This is a genomic window from Obesumbacterium proteus (assembly GCF_001586165.1).
GTDB lineage: Bacteria > Pseudomonadota > Gammaproteobacteria > Enterobacterales > Enterobacteriaceae > Hafnia > Hafnia protea.
In genome coordinates this window covers 1,424,156-1,444,812 of sequence record NZ_CP014608.1, presented here as the reverse complement: position 1 = coordinate 1,444,812, position 20,657 = coordinate 1,424,156, and the positions used below count along the sequence as shown (strand labels likewise).

Below are 20,657 nucleotides of genomic sequence, written 5' to 3'. Positions count from 1 at the left end.
TCAGGAAACATTTATGCGTGCATTACCTTTATGCTTGCTCGCTGCCACTTTGGCTTTGTCCGGTTGTTCTTTACTGCACTCAAAATCAGAAAATACAACGCCCGTTGAACCGGCAAAAACACAGGTAAGCACAACAAAAACCACCAAGCCTACTCAGCCAAAGCCGCGTCCGGTGAAAGTGTATGACAATGCCGAAGACTTGGTAGGTAAGCCTTTCCGTGATTTAGGCGAAGTAACAGGCAGTGTTTGCCAAGCAACAGAGCAAGACTCACCACCGAATTTGGCCACGGCGCGCAAGCGCATGCAGATTAAAGCTTCAACCATGAAAGCCAATGCGGTGTTACTACATCAATGCCAAGTGGTCACCGATGTACAAGGCTGCTATCAACAAGCGGTGTGTAAAGGCTCTGCGTTAAACGTTTCCAAGCAATGAGTCAGTTTACCTTCGATACGATCGGGCTTATTCGCTCTCCGTATAAAGAGAAATTTGCTATCCCTCGACAGCCTGGGCTCATTGAGGACGGCGGCGGTGAGCTGGAGCTCATCGCGCCTTATAACCAGCCCGAAGCGGTACGTGGTCTCGAAGCGTTTAGTCATTTGTGGATCGTTTTTGTCTTTCATCAAACGATGGACGGCGGATGGCGCCCCACGGTTCGCCCGCCGCGCCTAGGGGGAAATGCACGTATGGGCGTGTTCGCCACACGCTCCACGTTTCGCCCGAATCCGATTGGTATGTCGTTAGTTGAACTAAAATCTATAGAGACTAAAGGTGGCAAAGTTATATTGAAGCTGGGTAGCCTCGACTTGGTCGACGGCACGCCGATCATCGATATCAAGCCTTACCTGCCTTTTGCTGAAAGCCAGCCTCAGGCTCGCGGCGGTTTTGCTCAAGACGCGCCTCTGGCAGATATGCACGTCAGTTTCTCGGATGTTGCCCAACAGCAAATCCAGCAACACCAGCAGCGCTATCCTCATCTGCAACGATTTATCCAACAGGTGCTAGCGCAGGATCCTCGTCCGGCCTACCGCAAGGGAGAGAGCGAAGATCGCATTTATGCCGTGCATCTGCTCGATTTTAACGTGCGTTGGCAGGTGAAAAATGGCATAACCGAAGTGATCGACCTGAATTCAGTCTAGAATTTCATGCCCTTCTCTTTTGACAACTCGCCGTCACTGGTAAACTAAGCCACTTTTCTTTATTTTGGCCGCCTTTCCCGACGGTCTGATACATATTGCGTTCTAACGGAACAATACACATGCGTACAAGCCAATATCTGCTCTCCACTCTGAAGGAGACTCCAGCCGACGCCGAAGTTATCAGTCACCAACTGATGCTACGTGCCGGTATGATCCGCAAACTGGCCTCCGGTCTTTATACCTGGATGCCTACCGGTCTGCGTGTTCTGAAAAAAGTTGAAAACATCGTCCGTGAAGAGATGAACAACGCCGGCGCAATCGAAGTGTCCATGCCCGTAGTTCAGCCTGCGGATCTGTGGCAGGAAAGCGGTCGTTGGGAACAGTATGGCCCTGAGCTGCTGCGCTTCGTCGATCGCGGCGAACGTCCATTTGTATTGGGTCCAACCCACGAAGAAGTTATCACCGATATGGTGCGCAATGAGATCAGCTCTTATAAGCAGCTGCCACTGAACTTCTTCCAGATTCAGACCAAATTCCGTGACGAAGTTCGCCCACGTTTTGGCGTTATGCGTTCGCGTGAATTCCTGATGAAAGATGCTTATTCTTTCCATACTTCTCAGGAATCATTGCAAGAAACCTACGACAAGATGTTTGCTGCTTATAACAAAATCTTCAGCCGTATGGATTTGGATTTCCGTCCAGTTCAAGCAGACACCGGCTCGATTGGCGGTAGCGCTTCTCACGAATTCCAAGTGCTGGCACAGAGCGGTGAGGATGATGTTATCTTCTCCAATGAATCTGACTATGCGGCAAACATCGAATTGGCTGAAGCCGTGGCACCTAAAGGTGAACGCGCTGCGCCAACGGAAGAGCTGCGTATCATTGATACACCAAACGCGAAAACCATCGCTGAATTAACCGAACAGTTTAATCTGCCGGTGGAAAAAACCGTTAAAACTCTGCTGGTTCATGCCACCAAAGAGAGCGGTCATGCGTTAGTTGCTCTGTTGGTTCGTGGCGATCACGAACTGAACGAAGTGAAAGCTGAAAAACTGGAAATGGTTGCTAGCCCACTGACGTTTGCAACCGAAGCCGAAATTCGTGCAGTCGTAAACGCGGGTCCAGGTTCTTTAGGCCCAATTAATATGACTGTGCCAGTCGTCGTTGATCGCACCGTTGCCATGATGAGTGATTTTGGCGCAGGCGCAAACATTGACGGTAAACATTACTTTGGCATCAACTGGGAACGCGATCTGCCGTTGCCACAGGTTGCGGATATCCGTAACGTGGTTGCAGGCGATCCAAGCCCAGATGGCAAAGGCACCTTGCTGATCAAACGCGGTATCGAAGTTGGCCATATTTTCCAGCTTGGCACTAAATATACCGAAGCATTGAAAGCGACTGTCCAAGGCGAAGATGGCCGTAATCAGTTAATGACCATGGGCTGCTACGGAATTGGGGTAACACGCGTTGTTGCTGCCGCTATCGAGCAGAATCATGACGACCGTGGCATTATCTGGCCAGACGCGATTGCACCGTTCCAAGTTGCTATTCTGCCAATGAATATGCATAAATCTTTCCGCGTGAAAGATTTGGCGGAATCTCTGTACGATAGCCTGCGCGCTAAAGGCATCGACGTGATTATGGATGACCGCAAAGAGCGTCCAGGCGTGATGTTTGCCGATATGGAACTGATTGGTGTACCGCACACCATCGTTATCGGCGACCGTAATCTCGACAGCGATGAAATTGAATATAAGCATCGTCGCAGCGGCGATAAGCAAATGATTAAAACCGGCGAAATCGAAGATTTCTTGCTGGCGCGAATCAAACGCTAAAGCCGTTAGTTAGAGAATGAAAAAAGGCCGACAGCAATGTCGGCCTTTTGTAACTAGATGATTCAACATTAAATCACTGTGCCGCAGCGGCAGCCGGAACGCTCGTCTCAGGAGTAGCCCAAGGCATAATAGGCACTGCGCTGATGGCGTTCTTCGGAGAACCATCCACAACTTTGTCGGAATACGTCAAATAGACTAAAGCGTTGCGGGCAGGGTCGTAAAAACGTACCACCTGTAATTTTTTAAACACCAATGAAGTGCGTTTACGGAAAACAACTTCTCCATCAGATTTCTTATTCTTAATCTTTTCGCTTATTGCGATTGGCCCGACCTGCTGGCAAGAGATCGCAGCATCGGCGGTATCTTCTGCTAATCCTAAGCCGCCTTTAATGCCACCGGTTTTAGCTCGACTGATGTAGCAGGTCACATTTTTAATGTCTGGATCGTCAAATGCCTCAACCACAATTTTATGGTCAGGCCCCAGAATTTTAAACACCGTATCAACTGAACCGATCTGTTCTGCATGAGCGGCAGAAAGCATCGCAGTCATTGTGAAACATAACCCTACAAAAAATTTGTTCACCTAAGTACCTCGGATAATTATAATCACGCCAGTTATTAATAAAACAAACGCAATTCCATACTATATAAAAGATCTAAATCTTACAGCACGGCTCACACCTGCATAGCACTCTTTGCGCTGAAAAAACCTTAATATAAGTTTAAGGCGCAAAAAATTGCTATTATGCCGTTTAGTTGCTGTATACGATCATTACTGCTTTTGAGGATGCTATATGGATCAGGCCAGTATTATTCGTGACCTGTTAAGCTGGTTGGAAGGACACCTAGACCAACCACTATCGCTCGATAACGTCGCAGCCAAAGCGGGATATTCTAAATGGCACCTGCAACGGATGTTCAAGGAAGTCACTGGTCAAGCCATCGGTGCCTATATACGCGCACGCCGTTTATCTAAGGCCGCCGTCGCACTTCGATTGACCAGTCGCCCAATTTTAGATATCGCTCTGCAATACCGTTTTGACTCGCAGCAGACGTTCACTCGCGCCTTTAAGAAGCAGTTTAATCAAACTCCTGCGCTTTATCGCCGCGCGGAAGATTGGCATGCTTACGGAATGTGCCCGCCGATTCGTCTGGGCCTGAGCAATTTGATTCAACCAGAGTTTATAACGTTGCCTAGCATATCCTTGGTAGGTATCACGCAATGTTATACCTGCACGCTGGAGCAAATCAGCAAAGTCCGTACCGAGCTGCGTAGCCAATTCTGGCACGATTTCCTGCACGATGTGAAAAACATCCCGCCGGTTCTGTATGGCTTACACCACTCTCGCCCAAGTTTAGATAAAGACGACGAGCAAGAAGTGTTGTATACCACCGCGCTAGAAATTGAGCATTTGCCGCCCGATGTAACGAAAGAAGTGCAGTCTATAACTCTTCTCGGCGGTGAATATGCCCAGTTTTGCTATAACGGCCCGGCTGAAGGATTCCAGGAATTTATCCTGAACCTTTACGGCACCACATTACCAACGCTAAATCTGGTGCGTCGTAAAGGTTACGATATCGAGCGCTTCCATCCTCAGAACGATTCCTCGCAGCGACCGCCTAAACATATCTGCTGCGAGTATCTGATTCCGACCCGTCGCGAAGAAGATTAACGCTGGATCTCATCAAGTGCAGGTCTATCCAGATGATGGATATCACCTGCACTTTCAACGACCCACCCCGGTGCCAGCCAAGGACTTTGCTGATAATCGACCCGCGATAACGAACAGTTGCGCAGGCGCAAACGTCGCTCAGCGTGTGGCGGTAACCCTAAAATAGTCCCTAACAACGCGCCCAAGGCAATCCCATGGCTCACCAATGCGGGCTGACTTCCCTCAGGTAAATCAAGACAGCTATTCAACGCGGCACGCATACGCGTGGCCAGTTCAGCCATGCTTTCTCCCTCAGGGATACGTGCATCTGGCGTACCATCAACCATCTGCTTACGCCACTTCTCCTCCGCTGGGGAAAGCGAATCGAGCAAGCGCTCTTCTAATACGCCCATATGCAGTTCACGCAGGCGCGAATCGAGAATGAGCTCACATCCACAGGCATCAGCGATAGCCTGCCCTGTTTGGCGAGTTCTCCCCAGATCGCTGGCAATCACATGCGTGATCCCCATCTGGCTCAAACGTGCCGCAACCTGACGCGCTTGAAGTTCCCCTAACTCGGTCAATGGGCTGTTGGATTGTCCCTGAATCCGGCGTTCTGCGTTCCACTCGGTTTCACCGTGGCGAGTAAGATATACCTGTGTCATGTACTTTTTCCGTATACTGCGAGAAATGCGCTAATAAGAAGCTGGAAATAATATGTACCATGTTGTAGCAGCAACTACCAACCCCGCAAAAATTAAGGCTATTTCTCTGGCGTTCGATGATGTTTTTGGTCCCGACCAGTATCGCATTGAAGGCATTGAAGTTGATAGCGGAGTACCTGAACAACCCATTGGAAATCACGAAACGCGAACCGGCTCACGTCATAGAGTGATGTGTGCACGCCAAGTTTGCCCAGAAGCTGATTTTTGGGTCGGTGTTGAAGCGGGTATTGAAGAGAATATGACTTTCGCATGGATGACGATTGAGAATCATCATATGCGCGGAGAATCTCGCTCAGCGAGCCTGATGCTGCCGGAATCTATCCTGCAAGGTATCGCAGAAGGTAAAGCCTTAGGCAGTGAAATGAAGGCAATCACAGGCACAAATGATATTGGCCGTCGCGAAGGCGCTATCGGTGTCTTTACCAACGGCGTACTGACCCGCACCAGTGTTTATCACCAAGCGTTAGTTTTAGCTCTGGTCCCTTTTCATAATGAAATCTTCCAGAAGCGCGCAGAAACAAAATAGCGATACAACTAGCTATATGCTCTAGCGGTCTGACGATGGCTCCCAAACGAGCCATCGCAGAACAATTTGTCTAACGCCGTATTACTTATCTGCCAGTAGCTGCTGCTCTAGCCATTGTTTCAGATCTGCGGGCGCTGTTTTCAAACTATTCGATCCGCGAGTGATGGTTGCAATGCCTGCGCCTAACTGACTTTTCAGCTCACGCTGGCTGATCTCGCCTTTCATCAACTCTTCGATAATTCGCACCCGCGTCGCCAACGCTGTTCTTTCATCCGGCGTCAAAAAAAGCTGTAGCATTGGGCCTTGCAAATCTTCGGCAAACGCCTGCCGTAGCAATTCAACAAAACGTTGCCAGTCATCATTTTCTTGTGCGCTTAGCGCGGGATCATTCAGGGATCGCGTTGTCATGATTAGCTGCCATACTCTTGGTGAGAAAATACTCATTAACTAGTACGGCAGCATACCATAAACTTGGCGCAGTCAAAGATATCCAGAACAGAAATCAGTAACGGCGCCCCCATTCTGCATCGGTCAGGATTTTGGTTGGGCGCTTCATGAAGTAACGATAGTAGGCATCATAAGCCAAGACGTTCTTCACATAGCCACGAGTTTCCGAGAAAGGAATACTCTCGATAAAGGCGACTGCATCCACGCGGCCGCCGGTATTTCCGAGCCACGTAGTCACGCGAGACGGCCCCGCGTTATAAGCAGCGCTCGATAAAATACGGTTACGTCCCAAACTCTGATACACATATTCCAAATAGCTGGTGCCAATCTGAATATTGGTAATAGGATCGAGCAGCTGGCTGCTGTTGACGTAGTTGCTCAAATTAAACATTTGCGCCGTGTGTTCAGCCGTTTTAGGCATCACCTGCATTAACCCACTAGCCCCTACCGGTGACTGGGCTTTTGGGTTCCAAGCACTTTCTTGGCGTGCGATAGCCATCGCATAGGACTGAGAAATTCCTTTATCTTCTGTTGCTTGACGGAACTGCTGCGGCCACGCCATTGGGAAGCGTTCTTCTAAATGATCCCATAGCTTCGCGGTGATCGTCGCCTGAACGCTGAGATCGGCCCAGTTCTGCTCAAATGCATAACGCGCTAAAGCCGCCTGCTCCGGTTTAGACTTACTGCTAATGAGCGAAACCCATTCACTGCGTGCGGTGTTATCCATGTTCCAATACATCAGTTCACGGATACGATCGATCGCAGGATCGTTGGTAAGCTTGGAAGATGGCTTATCCGCAACCTCAACCTGCAATGGATATGTGATACCCAGTTTTTGAGCCGCCACCATCGGATAGAATCCGCGCTGCTGAGTCAACGAACGAAGGATGCTTTCACCTTCGCTGCGTTTGCCATCCTCAATCATGACGGTCGCATTCCAGTAGCGCCATTCGTCTTTATTGCGCACTTCTTGCGGCAATAAAGCCAACCATGTGCGGATTTCCTGCTTGTTGCCATTGCCTAACGCTAACCGCACGCGGCGCTCAATCAGTGAAGCACTATTACTATTTTTAATCACATTATCTCGCCACCGAATATCATCGGTGGTGGCGTCGCTGCCCATCAAGCGCCATGCAATACTATCTTCCATGGCCTGACGTTGTTTATCGCCAATTTTTTGCAGCCGCACCAAAGTGGGTAGCATCGCACGTGCTTCATCAGCGTTCTGGCGCGCCAAGCTGGAGAATGCGATTTCAGTCGCGTCGCGGGTAAAATCGGTTGGCCCCACGCTACGCGCAAAAGCCTCGACATTGCGAGGATCGGCCTGAAGGCTAGCAAGGGCATCCCCCATGGTTTGATAATCTGGCGGAAGCTGCTTGGCTAAGAAGCTCACTAGCCCGTTATTACCTTTCTTCAGCGCCAAACGCATGCGTTCAAGCACGGTCAGCGGCGTCTGATCGCCAGAGGCTTTCCACGCATCAAACAGTTTGTCGCAGTTGGTAGGCAGTGACTGGCCACTTAGCCAGATATCACGAGCGCCATCCCATGCGATTTGCTGATGGCCCGTTGCGTATTGGGCATAGTAATAATTGCAGCGAGCCGCAATAGGCTTGGGAGCCTGAGGGCTAAACACCAACAATCCTGTCCAATCCTGACGGCGAGAAAGCTCATTCACATAACGAGACGGCAATGATTTAGCGGGAGGCAAGGTCGGATTGCGAGCAATAAAATCTTTAATCTCAATCGTTGTTGCCTGACCGAGATCCTGAGTTAGCTGGCGGTATTCTAGATAAGGATAAAGCGGATAATCGCGCAGCGTAGGCATCAGCTGATTCACCGTCATCATCTGATTGCTATCCCAAGCTTGCTTTACCTGTAAATAACGCTGACGCTGAGCATCCAAAGAGTCAGCAAAACTGCTCCCGGACACAGCGACTAAACATAAACCTATACCCCAAGCACGCCAATTGTCCGCCATGACCATCTCACCTTTCCTCGCTTTAAACCGATACCACTCATAGACAGCGATTTTAGCAGAGCATTCCATTAGCCCCTGCCTTTCTTCACAACTTTTACGTTTAGGTTGCCTAGCCACTAACATAAACAACCGTGAAGGGAAAACAAAGGGATAGTGAATTTTGGGCATAAAAAAACCCGCTCAAGGCGGGTTTTTCTTTTCAGTATTCTTTAACTGCTCAGGTCTATGCCGTCATCGCTATCGTAAACAATACTAAACTATAGAGATTACAGCGCTACTACGTTAGCTGCTGCTGGGCCTTTAGCGCCATTCTCGATAGTGAACTCAACGGTCTGACCTTCGTCCAGAGATTTGTAGCTATCGCTCTGGATTGCAGAGAAATGTACGAATACATCTTTGCTGCCGTCAGCTGGAGAGATGAAGCCGAAACCTTTATCAGCGTTGAACCATTTTACTAAACCAGTCATTTTGTTAGACATTAGATACTTCCTTTCAATTTTTTAAGCCACATTATTGCAGCGAACGAGGTTCGTCGTCAGAGCTAGCTTATGGGGTGCACTTAGGAGGAGACTCACGGAAGAAGAGGTATCTAAGGATAACGCTTGAACTGAGGACTGCTTTACTAAAACTGCTTTCACATAAGGTCTGTGTTCCAAACCGATGACGCTATTTACTCATGCCTTAGGTTTATAAGCAACACCTATTTTTGAATCTTCTTGAATAAACCGTAGTAATTTTGGGGAGAATCCAACGCGGACGCGGCCTACAGGAAAGAAAATTCTTAACTCAATATTTATCCGAACGGTGAAATAAGCACCAAATGTCCTATATTTGCATAACTTAACCTACAAATTTTACGCGTTAAACGCCCCTGTCATGCGACGATGGCTGGGATAAAAATCGAAAACGGGCTAAACTCCGCCTTCATAAAATGCCCTGTCGCGCCAATGACAGAACGTCATTTAAATGCTTATGCCCCGCCTCTCGCCCATGAATCTGTGAGATAGAGGTAAAACCCTTATAAATCAAGGAGTATATAGCCGTGGCTCAATACGTCTATACTATGCACCGCGTCGGCAAGATTATTCCGCCGAAGCGTCACATTTTGAAGGACATTTCCCTTAGTTTCTTCCCCGGAGCCAAAATCGGTGTTCTGGGTCTAAACGGCGCAGGTAAATCAACCCTGCTGCGCATCATGGCCGGTATTGATACCGAAATCGAAGGTGAAGCCCGTCCACAGCCGGGGATCAAAATCGGTTATCTGCCGCAGGAACCAAAACTCAATCCAGACCAAACCGTGCGTGAAGCGGTTGAAGAAGCCGTTGGTGAAGTGAAACGCGCACTGACCCGTTTGGACGAAGTGTATGCGCTGTATGCTGATCCAGACGCGGACTTTGATAAGTTAGCCAAAGAACAGGGCGAGTTGGAGGCGATTATTCAGTCTCACGACGGCCATAATTTAGATAACCAGTTAGAACGTGCTGCCGATGCGCTGCGTCTGCCTGCTTGGGATGCACAGATTGCTAACCTGTCCGGTGGTGAACGTCGCCGCGTGGCAATTTGCCGCCTGCTGCTGGAAAAACCAGACATGCTGCTGCTCGACGAACCAACCAACCACTTGGACGCCGAGTCCGTGGCATGGCTGGAGCGCTTCCTGCACGACTACGAAGGTACCGTGGTAGCGATTACCCATGACCGTTACTTCTTGGATAACGTTGCCGGTTGGATCCTCGAACTTGACCGTGGTGAAGGTATTCCATGGGAAGGTAACTACTCTTCTTGGCTGGAGCAGAAAGATCAGCGTTTGGCGCAGGAAGCTTCAGCTGAAGCCGCTCGTCGCAAATCTATCGAGAAAGAGCTGGAGTGGGTACGTCAGGGAGCGAAAGGCCGTCAGTCTAAAGGTAAAGCGCGTTTGGCTCGCTTTGAAGAACTTAACAACGTTGAGTATCAAAAGCGTAACGAAACCAGCGAACTGTTCATTCCACCAGGACCTCGTCTGGGTGACAAAGTGCTGGAAGTTCAGAACCTGTCAAAATCTTACGGCGACCGCCTGCTGATTGAAGACCTCTCCTTTGCGCTGCCGAAAGGCGCCATCGTGGGTATCATCGGTCCGAACGGTGCGGGTAAATCTACCCTGTTCCGTATGATTTCCGGCAAAGAGCAGCCTGATTCCGGCAATATCGATCTCGGCGAAACCGTCGTGCTAGCGTCAGTAGATCAGTTCCGTGACAGCATGGATGACAAAAAAACCGTTTGGGAAGAAGTCTCTAACGGCCAAGACATCATGCGCATCGGTAACTTTGAGATGCCAAGCCGTGCCTATGTTGGCCGCTTTAACTTTAAAGGCGTCGATCAGGGTAAACGCGTCGGCGAGCTATCCGGTGGTGAACGTGGTCGTCTGCACTTAGCGAAACTGCTACAGGTCGGCGGCAACATGTTGCTGCTCGATGAACCGACCAACGACCTCGACATCGAAACCCTACGCGCCTTAGAAAACGCCCTGTTGGAATTCCCAGGCTGCGCAATGGTTATTTCCCATGACCGTTGGTTCCTTGACCGCATCGCCACCCACATTCTGGATTATCAGGATGAAGGTAAAGTTGAGTTCTTCGAAGGTAACTTCACCGAATACGAAGAATACAAAAAACGTACTCTGGGCGCAGAAGCATTAGAACCGCACCGTATTAAGTATAAGAAGATGACTAAATAGTTTTAGTCTCTGTGAATAAGGTTCCTATCGAGGAGTAATGCTGTTCACTTAAGCGTGATTTTAGGGGAAGTACACCGATGGGGTCGTAGCAGCTTTAGCTGCCGGAGCGCCCCGCGGTGTGCTAGCCCCGTGTATCTCGATCTCTTAAACGAACGGCATTACCTATCAAAGGGAGCCTTTTATCTCTCTCAACGCCTGCCAACTAATCGCGTAGCGCCTGATTGTATTGAGCAAAAGCGCGATGATTTAATGCAACCTCAATGAATCGGTCGAGTGCAGGTGAGTTCAGCTTGCGGCTTGGATAAACCAGATACAGCTCATTCCCCTCAGCTTCCCAACCGGGCAAGACACGCACCAAACGCTCTTGATCGACCAAATCCTGCGACAAAAACGCAGGCAGTAATGAGATCCCCGCACCAGCTAGTACGCACTCCCGCACATACAACAAATTATCGGCGGCGTGATCCATCGGCAGCTCCCAACGATAGAACTCCCCTTTACGCTGTAACACCCACTCATGCCATGCACGGTGCGCGATACACTGGTGTTGCTCTAACTGTTTAGGATGCTCAAGCGACGGGAAGCGCGAAAGATAAGTCGGAGTGGCCAAAAGATAGCGCGGAGAATATCCCAGACGGCGCCCCACCAACGAAGAATCCTGCGGCTTCCCCGTGCGCAGCGCGACATCAAACCCATCTTGAACCAGATCGTTCATCACGTCTGAAACGTAAACTTCTAAGCTCACGTCTGGGTAGCTTACGCGGAAATCACTACACACATGCGCCAATAGCGTTACAGCAATCCCCGCGGGTGCCGTGATCCGCAGGCGTCCACTCGGATTCTCTTTCAGGCGTTGCAAGCTAAGATCCGCGCGCTCAGCGGCTTGGATCATTTCGCGGCAATGCACCAAATAACGCTCTCCCGCGTAGGTAAGATTGAGTTGCCGAGTGGTGCGATTGAGAAGCCGCAGTCCAAGCTGCTGCTCTAAATTGCTGACTCGCTGGCTAACGCTGGATTTAGGTAGCCCGGCTCGCTGTGCAGCAGCCGTAAAACTTCCACACTCCACCACCAGCGCAAACAGCGCCATGTCCTGTAGTTGATTAAACATCTCGCCTCATTGTTCGCCATAAAAGAACACTGCGTTAATGATTGTCCATCTTATCATCGAAAAACAGCTCAACTACACTAACTTCATTCAACGCAGTTTCTATTTTGGAGCCCTACAATGACTATAACCGCTATCGCCATCGATCCTGCTAACCCGAAAGAATTCACCGTTATTCACCCACACATCTCCGCGCCAGCTGATTACGATTTGCTGGTCGATGTTAAAGCCGTCTCGATTAATCCGGTTGATACCAAAGTACGTGAGAGCCTGATTAAAAACGGTTTGGAACAGCCGCGTGTATTAGGCTGGGACGCCAGCGGCGTGGTACTCGCCGTTGGAAGCAAGGCCACTGGATTCAAGGTTGGCGATGAAGTCTGGTACGCGGGTGACATTACTCGCCCTGGCAGTAACAGCACTCAGCAGCTGATCGACTCGCGTATCGTTTCACATAAGCCACAAAGCATGAACTGGGCGCAGGCCGCAGCCATGCCATTAACCACGCTAACGGCTTGGGAAGGCTTATTCGAACGCCTGAAAGTTCAAGATGCTGACGCCGACAAAACCTTGTTGATCATCGGCGGCGCAGGCGGCGTTGGCTCATTGGCGATTTCACTTGCCGCATTAAACGCCAAAGTAAAAGTGATTGCGACGGCTTCAAATGCCTCGTCTGCGCAATGGTGTCTCGATCGTGGCGCCGATCTCACCGTTGACTGGCATGACCTAAAAGGTGAGCTTGCCAAGCACGATATCAAACAGGTCGATTACATCTTCTGTTTGAATGATACCGACGGACACTGGGCCGCCATCTGCGATTTAATCGCCCCACAGGGACAAATCTGTACCATCGTAGAAAACAGCCAGCCGCTGGATCAGTCTGCGTTAAAAATGAAAAGTGCGGCTCTGCATTGGGAATTCATGTACACCCGCAGCATGTTCAACACACCAGATATCGCTGAACAAGGCAAAATCCTTCAGCAGGTGGCTAAGTTAGTCGATGAGGGCAAACTGCAGGGCACGCTCAGCGACACGCTGCACGGCTTCTCTATCGAAAATTTGGAAAAGGCGCATAGCAAAGTTGCCGAAGGCCGGATGCGTGGCAAGATGGTGATTGAGTTTTAATTCACAGTATTAAGCCTCTCCCCACGGAGAGGCTTAATGTGCTATTTAGCGCTGATGCACCTGAAAATTATTATGTTCTGGTAATACCGGATGCGCCGGTACGCTATGTTCCGGCAGGCTGCGCATCATGGGGTGACCTTGATTTCCACGTTCTTGCTGCGGATGCCAATTCGGTGCCCCACCGGCGTTACCGCTAAAAAGATTCTCATGCTGCTGATTAAAACGCGGCACTATTTGTTGCCGAGCCTGTTCTTGCCGAACCTGCTGTTGTCGCTCCTGCTGTTGAAAATTATTCTGCAACATATGGTTTTGCGGAGCATTAACATGCTGAATATTGGGCTGACTCACACGCTCAACACGCTGTTCCGCGGTATTTCTGGTTACGGCGGTATGCTGATTTATGGGTGCACGCATCGGCGTTGATGATTCAGTACGATTATGCAGCACAGATTCCGCATTTTGCCGACGCAGCTCGGGCTGATTAACCGCCGCATGACCCAATGACTCCCCATTCGTTTGACGATTAAACACCGCGGCTGCATTTTGACGTTGCAAGCCTGCGCTATTCATATGGGCTGCCCCACCATCGGGCCGAGGTAAGTTAGCACTGTGGTTGCTGGGCGTGAGATTTGGGTTCGCCGATAAATGAGTCTGTCCTGATAAAACCGGCTGATTTCCAACTGGCTGATGCAGCGAGCTGAGGTCAATTTTATTGGCCGAATTGCCGCCCACGTTGGCCTGTGTTGCTCCAGATACGAATCTCTGCGACGTAGCAGGATCGTGATACGGTACGCCAGCGCGATAAGCAGGATTGTGCTGCCATTGAGTCGCCCCACCGATGTTCCCGCCGGTAATGTGGTTATAGTTATTAACGTTGATATTCACATGGCTGTTGTTCACGTAGTTATTACCCTGATGGTAATTCCCGCCGTGGCCGTCATCATGATACCCATCATCGTGGTGATGATCGTCATCGTGATGGTGATCGTCGTCATGGTGATGGTGATCGTCATCATGCCAATCGAGGCTGCTAAACAGAGCATAGGTGGTCGCCACTCCAATACCGAACCCGATGCCGGAAACTAATCCATTGGTAAATTGTTCCCCCGGAGGCGGCGGTAGATAAACCGGCGGATAGGCGGGCGTAGCCCAAGTGCCGTACACCACATTCGGGTTGTAGCTTGGGACATACACAACCTGCGGATTAGTTGGCTCAATAATGATGGTTTGTGGCTGGGAGGTCACCACGGTCGTTGATTTACTGGGAATACGGGCCGTATTCGCTGGCTGAATAATCACTTTCTGCTGAGCATTTGACGTTAGCGAGCCATTCTTCTGCGCCGCCTGCCGCAATTTCTGCACGGTATTCATCACGTCATCTGGCTGAGCTAAAAATGCATCCCCTAGGTTTTGCACCCACTCAGGGTTTTCTCCCATCAACGCTAAAAGCTGCGGCAGCGCGACCAGCGATTTCACACTAGGATCCCACGGTTGATTCGCCACCCGCTTAACCGCTGAATCTCCCTGTGCCTTTGGATTATCGCGCGACCACTGAACCGCCTGAACAACGTTAGAGGGATAAGTAGAAGCCATCAGAATTTGCGCCAGCACCGGATCGGGATAAAGCGCGATTGGCGCAACCAGTTGATCAAGCTGCGGCTGGGTAAAAGTTTTCGTTACGGCAGCCGACGTTGGCGCTTCAGGCTGAGTCTGTGCGGCCTGAGGCTGTTGCCACGAAATATACCCATTTTTCACTAATACTGTCCCCGCAATGGCAACCGCACCAACGCCGCAAAGCAGCGCAATCACTGACGGTTTAAATGACATATTCATTCTGACTCTCCAGAAATCAACATTCTGAATGCATAGTGCTGTGCTTAATCACAACGCACGCTCAAACACAGAAACTCAATTAATTAAAATGGACCGTTTCAATATTATGTATGACAGCACACTACAGCATTAGTTGATGGGGAGAAGCAGAGGGAATAAAGGAGAAATAAAGCAGATATTTTTGTCTCTATAAACCCGTCAATACACACAATACAAACAAGGGTATTAAGGGCATAAAAAAAGTCATATTAATCAATGAGAAAATAAACACCAAATAGGTTCAAACCATAGATAACACAGAATAAAGCCGCTTAAGCATTATAAGTTTAAATATAAAAAACGAAGTTATTCAAATAAGGAATGCTTCTTGTCGGAGAAACACATACTTAATAACAATAAGTCACATAATAAAGTCATGCGGCTCTCAGACATTATCGCCTATACGGGCTAAGAGCGCTCACCGCTCTCCCCCAACATCTGTTTCACCAGCTCAACGCAGCGTAAAAAACGCTCGTCGTAGTCGGAGGATTCGACGCGCACAAATTCCATATTATTTTTTCGCAGCATCTGCTCAAGCAAATCCTGAAACTCGCGGCGTTCTGTCGAACTACCTAAACTACGTAAACCATCAGCCACCCACGGCGTATTGTTTTCCAATAGAATAATCAGATCAAAGCGATACTCATCGATCAACGCCTGCACAAATGGGTGTTCACGGCCTTCATATTTTTTGCAAAACGCCTGAGTAGTAACAAAATCGGTATCGATAAAAGCCACCTTATTCGCATACTTCACTGCAAAATCAATATATTGCGCGTGACCTAAGGCAATTTTGTCATAGTCAGAATATTGGAGCGCCATCTCATCGCCACCAAGATGTGAGAAGACATAATCGCGGCCATATTCCCAAGCACTGGTGGTATTAAAGATATTGGCTAGCTTATTGACCAGCGTCGATTTCCCGCTGGATTCTCCACCGAGGATCGCCACGGTACGGACAAAGAAAGGTTTCACTTCAGTAGGGATATAATCCCAATAGCGGAAAGGATCGTGGCGGATTTGCCCACCGCTGATATTCATAAACGAACGTTCAGGATCAATCAGCAAGGTTTCCATGCCAAAGAACTCGTGATACACCGGCGCATCTTGGCTATCACCCGAGTAAATCACACTTGGGGTAATCCCGTTTTCTGCCATAAACGCCTTCATGCCATCGCTCCACACTTTCCAGCCATGGGGATAAGGCTCAATCCCTTGCTCATCAAAGGAGTGAATGCGAATATTTTTTTGATACTTGAAGGTCTGCAACAACCAGCGGAGTCGATCGCTTACCGTTGGCTGCTGTGACATCGCGCTGTTTTCAAACAGCTCACGATCGCGTGGTTCGTCATGGCACAAAATCACATGCAGCTCATCAACTTGGCTACATGCGCGTTGTATAAGATAGATATGGCCCGTGTGCAGGGGATAAAACTTACCGAATACCACGCCAACGCTTTTAACCTTGCGCGGGAATTCAATATCGAGGAAGCGGTGAATCGCCTCAAGTTTTTGCGCACTCGGGCTTTTAATTTTCTCGTTTAGCAACTGGCTAAGGTAGCCTTTGGTCATCCCGCTAGCGTCCGCCACCTGCTGTAACGTGCAGCCTTTTTGCTTAATGGCGGTTTTTAGATAATCAAATTGCGACATTCGCGCTTCCTCTGTTTATACCCAAAATAATTCAACTAACGGGTTTAGTTAACTAAACAAAAGTAGCACAAGTGCCGCTGTAATCATCATAAATCTTGCAAGACATCCAAGGCGTCAGACAGCTTTTTCACTCCAAAGACCTGCATATTCGGCAACGGCTTTTTCGGCATATTGGCATGGGGAACGATGGCACGTTTAAAGCCATGTTTTGCCGCCTCAGAAATGCGCTCCTGACCGCTGGTCACCGGACGAACTTCTCCCGCTAGCCCAACTTCACCAAATACCACCAAATCCTGCGGCAACGGACGATCGCGCAGGCTAGAGACTAAAGACATCAGCAGCGCGAGGTCTGCGCCGGTTTCAGTCACTTTCACCCCGCCCACAACGTTAACGAAAACGTCCTGATCGGCCATCTGCAAGCCCCCATGACGATGCAACACCGCCAGCAAAATTGCTAAACGGTTTTGCTCTAATCCCACCGCAACGCGGCGCGGATTTGACATCATCGAGGTATCCACCAGCGCCTGAATCTCCACCAACAGCGGGCGCGTACCTTCCCATACCACCATCACAGAGCTTCCGGAGGTAATCTCTTCGCCACGGCTCAAGAAGATAGCCGAAGGATTGCTCACCTCACGCAGCCCCTGCTCTGTCATGGCAAATACGCCCAGCTCGTTCACGGCGCCAAAACGGTTTTTATGGCTGCGCAGAGTACGAAAACGCGAGTCAGCATCCCCATCCAACAGCACGGAGCAGTCGATGCAGTGCTCCAACACTTTCGGCCCCGCCAGCGAGCCGTCTTTGGTTACATGGCCAACCATCACGATAGCCACGCCGCGCGTTTTAGCAAAACGGGTCAAATACGCCGCCGTTTCACGTACCTGCGCCACGCTGCCCGGCGACGATTGAATGTCTGCCATGTGCATCACCTGAATGGAGTCGATAACCATCAGCTTCGGCTGCTCTTGTTCGGCGATCAGGCAAATTTGTTCAATGCTGGTTTCTGACAGCATATTCAAGCCATCGGTAGGCAGTCCCAAACGGTGCGCTCGCATCGCGACCTGCTGCAACGACTCTTCCCCTGTGACATACAGCGTTTTCATTTGCTGAGACAATTTGCACAGGGTTTGCAGCAGCAACGTACTTTTCCCCGCACCGGGGTTACCACCGATCAGAATCGCACTGCCCGGCACCACGCCGCCGCCTAACACGCGGTCAAACTCAGCAAATCCGGTTGAAAAGCGTGGCAACGCCTCAAGGCTGATATCCGAGAGTTTTTGCACCTTGCTAACGCCAGCATCGCCCGCATAGCCAGACAACCGTTCCGCACGCGCCACCGCTGGCGAAGCCGCCAAGCGTACTTCAGTAATGCTATTCCACGCCTGACAGGCGCTGCACTGCCCCTGCCAACGCGGGTAATCAGCGCCACATTCGTTGCAGACAAAGGCTCGTTTAATTGCTTTCGCCACGGAGACTCCTAGAACGGTTTTAGTCACAAATAGATAGGGGGAATTCTAACAGGAGATGAGAGAATATTACTGTTTTTTTATACAGACTTTACGGTAATAACTCTCTCCTTTGCATAAAAGAGAAAGGATAAAATACGCAGTGCTCCTCCCCCCTTATCAGGGAGGAGGCTGGAAGAGAGGAAAATTACCGCTCCTCGTGCTTCAAACTGGCACTCAGCACGCACAGCACGCCCATCAAATCAGCATGACGAATAGCCACCGAGGCCTGAGCATAGACTTTCGGCTTCGCATGAAACGCTACGCCTAATCCCGCCGCCTGAATCATTTTTAAATCGTTGGCACCATCGCCAATCGCAACAGTTTGCGACAGCGGGATCTCCAATTTTTCGGCGAGTTTTATCAGCGTCTCAGCTTTGTACTGAGCATCCACAATGGGGCCGACCACTTTGCCGGTAAGTTTACCATCCTTAACTTCCAGATGATTAGACACCGCATCCACCAAATCAAAACGATCGCGCAGGTGATCGGCGAAATAGGTAAAACCACCGGAGGCAATGGCTACATGCCAATCTAACGATTGAAGCTTACGTACTAAGCTGCTCAACCCCGGCATCAGCGGCAACGAAGAACGCACCGTTTCTAGCACTGAAACATCGGTATCTTTCAGCTTACCGACACGCTCTCGCAGGCTGGCTTTAAAGTCTAATTCGCCGCGCATCGCACGTTCGGTGACTTCAGAAACCTCTTCCCCCACACCGGCCAGTTTAGCAATTTCATCAATGCATTCAATTTGGATCGCGGTGGAATCCATGTCCATCACCAACAAACCGGGCGTGCGAAGATGCGGGATTTTACCCAGCGTAGCAATGTCTAGCCCTTGCTCATCGGCCAGCTTTTTCGCCCGCGACGGCAGGTTACCCGCTAAACGGATCACCTGATAATCTTCAATACACCATGCGGTCACCACCACCATGGCGGCACCAAGACGGCGCTGGAAGGCGCATAACGCGGTCTTATCCAGATTGCGTCCATACAGAAGCCATCCGGTGTGACCTGCGCGATAATCTAACGGCATGACTTCGTCGCCGCTGAGAGAAAGGGGTAAACCCGGCCAACGATAAATTTCTGCTGGCAAATCGCAATAAGTCAGACTGTTTGGCATAACAACTACTCCTTGGAAGACTTCATTCGCCACCACAAAACCGAGCATCAAGCTATCCTATCGGTAAGGCTTCTGGCAACATAAAGTAATAAACGTCTTATAGGGCTAGCTATGGTTAAGGCTAAAATTAAATTCAGGCTACACCGCACCGCTATTGTGCTGATTTGTTTGGCCTTATTGGTGCTTCTGATGCAGGGAGCATCCTATTTCAGTTTGAGCCACCAAATGGCGCGTTCTGAGCAGGTTGAAGAACTGGCACAAACGCTGGCCGAACAGGTTTCCGATCGCCTCATCCCGTTGATGAATACCGGCAATGACGATCCTGACAGCGACAAAATTACTCAGATTCTGAATCGACTGACAGAGCATAGTCGTATTTTAGACGCCAGTGTGTATGACGTTGATGGCACCATGGTTGCGCGTTCCGGCGAAAAGGTGGCCGTTCGTGACAGGTTAGCGCTGGATGGAAAGCGCGCTGGCAGCTATTTCAATCATCAAATCGTGCAAATGATTAAGGCTAAAGATGGCCCAATTGGCTTTCTGCGCTTAACGCTGGATACACATGTGTTAGCCACGGAATCTCAGCAGGTGGATAACACCACGAACCTGTTGCGTTTGATGATGTTACTGTCGCTGGCGATTGGCATTATCTTGGCGCGCTCACTGCTGCAAACGCGTCGTTCACGTTGGCAACAATCAACTTATTTACTGACGGCAAATACGCCGGTGGAAGAAGATCCTGACGATCAAAACGATGATGATTCTACCACCGAACGCCCTGACACATTGGAAAAAGACCCGAAGAAACCGTAATTAAGTCGCTGAATGCAAAAAGCCCCGCCAAGCATATGCTTCGCGGGGCTTTTTAACGAATGAGGGAGTTGACCGGTAAGCCGGGTTCTGTCGTGGACAGTCATTCGTCTAGGCCAGCAATCGCTCACTGGCTCAAGCAGCCTACCCGGGTTCAGTACGGGCCGTACCATGTGAACCCCTATTTGGCCTTGCTCCGGGTGGAGTTTACCATGCCACGGACTGTTGCCAGCCGCGCAGTGCGCTCTTACCGCACCCTTTCACCCTTACCTGATCCCACTTGCGTGGGCCATCGGCGGTTTGCTCTCTGTTGCACTTGTCGTAGGCTTGCGCCTCCCAGGCGTTACCTGGCACCCTGCCCTATGGAGCCCGGACTTTCCTCCCCTCCATCTGTCTCCCCGAAGGGGACGGCAATGAAGCGGCGACTGTCTAGTCAACTCCGCGGCGGATAATA

The 20,657-nt window shown here is 50.0% G+C and carries 18 protein-coding genes and 1 other RNA gene; 8 read left to right on the top strand and 11 right to left on the bottom strand.

The features are described from left to right. The first annotated feature begins 13 nt into the window (after positions 1-13). The 3 genes from rcsF (at position 14) to proS (ending at position 2,975) form a co-directional block, all read left to right on the top strand. A complete protein-coding gene (gene rcsF / locus DSM2777_RS06730) occupies positions 14-433 on the top strand; it encodes an Rcs stress response system protein RcsF (protein WP_046459223.1) in 420 nt (139 codons plus the stop codon). Further along, positions 430-1,137, top strand: coding sequence for a tRNA (N6-threonylcarbamoyladenosine(37)-N6)-methyltransferase TrmO (tsaA, locus tag DSM2777_RS06725; protein ID WP_061553500.1), 708 nt, complete (start codon positions 430-432; stop codon positions 1,135-1,137). Before rcsF ends, tsaA begins: the two co-directional genes overlap by 4 nt. Positions 1,138-1,256: 119 nt before the next feature. Further along, positions 1,257-2,975 (top strand): proline--tRNA ligase, encoded by a 1,719-nt coding sequence (gene proS, locus DSM2777_RS06720; RefSeq protein ID WP_025801171.1) that lies wholly within the window; start codon positions 1,257-1,259, stop codon positions 2,973-2,975. 73 nt (positions 2,976-3,048) lie between these two features. Here proS and creA read toward each other — a convergent pair whose 3' ends face one another. Then, positions 3,049-3,525: a protein CreA gene (gene creA, locus DSM2777_RS06715; RefSeq protein WP_061553499.1), complete on the bottom strand. Its 477-nt coding sequence runs from the start codon at positions 3,523-3,525 to the stop codon at positions 3,049-3,051. Between the two features lie 244 nt (positions 3,526-3,769). Here creA and robA point away from each other — a divergent pair, with 244 nt between their 5' ends. Beyond that, positions 3,770-4,648 (top strand): MDR efflux pump AcrAB transcriptional activator RobA, encoded by an 879-nt coding sequence (robA, locus tag DSM2777_RS06710; RefSeq protein WP_046459226.1) that lies wholly within the window; start codon positions 3,770-3,772, stop codon positions 4,646-4,648. On the opposite strand, the gene gpmB is transcribed toward robA, so the two are convergent. Beyond that, positions 4,645-5,292 carry a 2,3-diphosphoglycerate-dependent phosphoglycerate mutase GpmB gene (gpmB, locus tag DSM2777_RS06705; protein ID WP_061553498.1) on the bottom strand — a complete coding sequence of 216 codons (648 nt, stop codon included), beginning with the start codon at positions 5,290-5,292 and terminating at the stop codon, positions 4,645-4,647. The two genes, robA and gpmB, sit on opposite strands and share 4 nt — an antisense overlap. A gap of 52 nt (positions 5,293-5,344) precedes the next feature. Here gpmB and yjjX point away from each other — a divergent pair, with 52 nt between their 5' ends. Continuing rightward, positions 5,345-5,878 (top strand): inosine/xanthosine triphosphatase, encoded by a 534-nt coding sequence (yjjX, locus tag DSM2777_RS06700; RefSeq protein WP_025801167.1) that lies wholly within the window; start codon positions 5,345-5,347, stop codon positions 5,876-5,878. A gap of 81 nt (positions 5,879-5,959) precedes the next feature. Here yjjX and trpR read toward each other — a convergent pair whose 3' ends face one another. From trpR to cspE, 3 genes are all read right to left on the bottom strand, one after another. Then, on the bottom strand, positions 5,960-6,286 hold the full coding sequence (gene trpR / locus DSM2777_RS06695; protein ID WP_040046167.1) for a trp operon repressor: 327 nt from the start codon (positions 6,284-6,286) through the stop codon (positions 5,960-5,962). A gap of 94 nt (positions 6,287-6,380) precedes the next feature. Then, complete coding sequence (gene sltY / locus DSM2777_RS06690; protein ID WP_061553497.1) at positions 6,381-8,309, bottom strand: murein transglycosylase; 1,929 nt, start codon at positions 8,307-8,309, stop codon at positions 6,381-6,383. Positions 8,310-8,569: 260 nt separating this feature from the next. Continuing rightward, on the bottom strand, positions 8,570-8,782 hold the full coding sequence (cspE, locus tag DSM2777_RS06685; RefSeq protein ID WP_025801164.1) for a transcription antiterminator/RNA stability regulator CspE: 213 nt from the start codon (positions 8,780-8,782) through the stop codon (positions 8,570-8,572). 563 nt (positions 8,783-9,345) lie between these two features. On the opposite strand from cspE, the gene ettA reads away from it, so the two are divergent. After that, the gene (gene ettA / locus DSM2777_RS06680) at positions 9,346-11,013 is read left to right on the top strand and encodes an energy-dependent translational throttle protein EttA (protein ID WP_061553496.1); all 1,668 of its coding nucleotides are present in this window, start codon (positions 9,346-9,348) and stop codon (positions 11,011-11,013) included. 202 nt (positions 11,014-11,215) lie between these two features. Here ettA and DSM2777_RS06675 read toward each other — a convergent pair whose 3' ends face one another. Next, a complete protein-coding gene (locus tag DSM2777_RS06675) occupies positions 11,216-12,121 on the bottom strand; it encodes a LysR family transcriptional regulator (RefSeq protein WP_061553495.1) in 906 nt (301 codons plus the stop codon). 117 nt (positions 12,122-12,238) lie between these two features. On the opposite strand from DSM2777_RS06675, the gene DSM2777_RS06670 reads away from it, so the two are divergent. Continuing rightward, the gene (locus tag DSM2777_RS06670; protein WP_061553494.1) at positions 12,239-13,240 is read left to right on the top strand and encodes a zinc-binding alcohol dehydrogenase family protein; all 1,002 of its coding nucleotides are present in this window, start codon (positions 12,239-12,241) and stop codon (positions 13,238-13,240) included. A gap of 45 nt (positions 13,241-13,285) precedes the next feature. Here the strand turns inward: DSM2777_RS06670 and DSM2777_RS06665 are convergent, their stop codons facing one another. From DSM2777_RS06665 to serB, 4 genes are all read right to left on the bottom strand, one after another. Beyond that, entirely contained in the window at positions 13,286-15,073 is a 1,788-nt protein-coding gene (locus tag DSM2777_RS06665; protein ID WP_061553493.1) for a DUF3300 domain-containing protein, read from the bottom strand. A 447-nt stretch (positions 15,074-15,520) separates the two neighbouring features. Further along, positions 15,521-16,762, bottom strand: coding sequence for a multifunctional transcriptional regulator/nicotinamide-nucleotide adenylyltransferase/ribosylnicotinamide kinase NadR (gene nadR, locus DSM2777_RS06660; protein WP_046459232.1), 1,242 nt, complete (start codon positions 16,760-16,762; stop codon positions 15,521-15,523). Between the two features lie 86 nt (positions 16,763-16,848). After that, on the bottom strand, positions 16,849-18,231 hold the full coding sequence (gene radA / locus DSM2777_RS06655; protein WP_046459233.1) for a DNA repair protein RadA: 1,383 nt from the start codon (positions 18,229-18,231) through the stop codon (positions 16,849-16,851). 184 nt (positions 18,232-18,415) lie between these two features. Then, positions 18,416-19,393: a phosphoserine phosphatase gene (serB, locus tag DSM2777_RS06650; protein WP_061555343.1), complete on the bottom strand. Its 978-nt coding sequence runs from the start codon at positions 19,391-19,393 to the stop codon at positions 18,416-18,418. A 111-nt stretch (positions 19,394-19,504) separates the two neighbouring features. Here serB and DSM2777_RS06645 point away from each other — a divergent pair, with 111 nt between their 5' ends. Further along, a complete protein-coding gene (locus tag DSM2777_RS06645; RefSeq protein WP_061553492.1) occupies positions 19,505-20,206 on the top strand; it encodes a YtjB family periplasmic protein in 702 nt (233 codons plus the stop codon). A gap of 60 nt (positions 20,207-20,266) precedes the next feature. Here the strand turns inward: DSM2777_RS06645 and rnpB are convergent. Further along, positions 20,267-20,644: RNase P RNA component class A (gene rnpB, locus DSM2777_RS06640), an RNA gene on the bottom strand. Between the last annotated feature and the right edge of the window lie 13 nt (positions 20,645-20,657).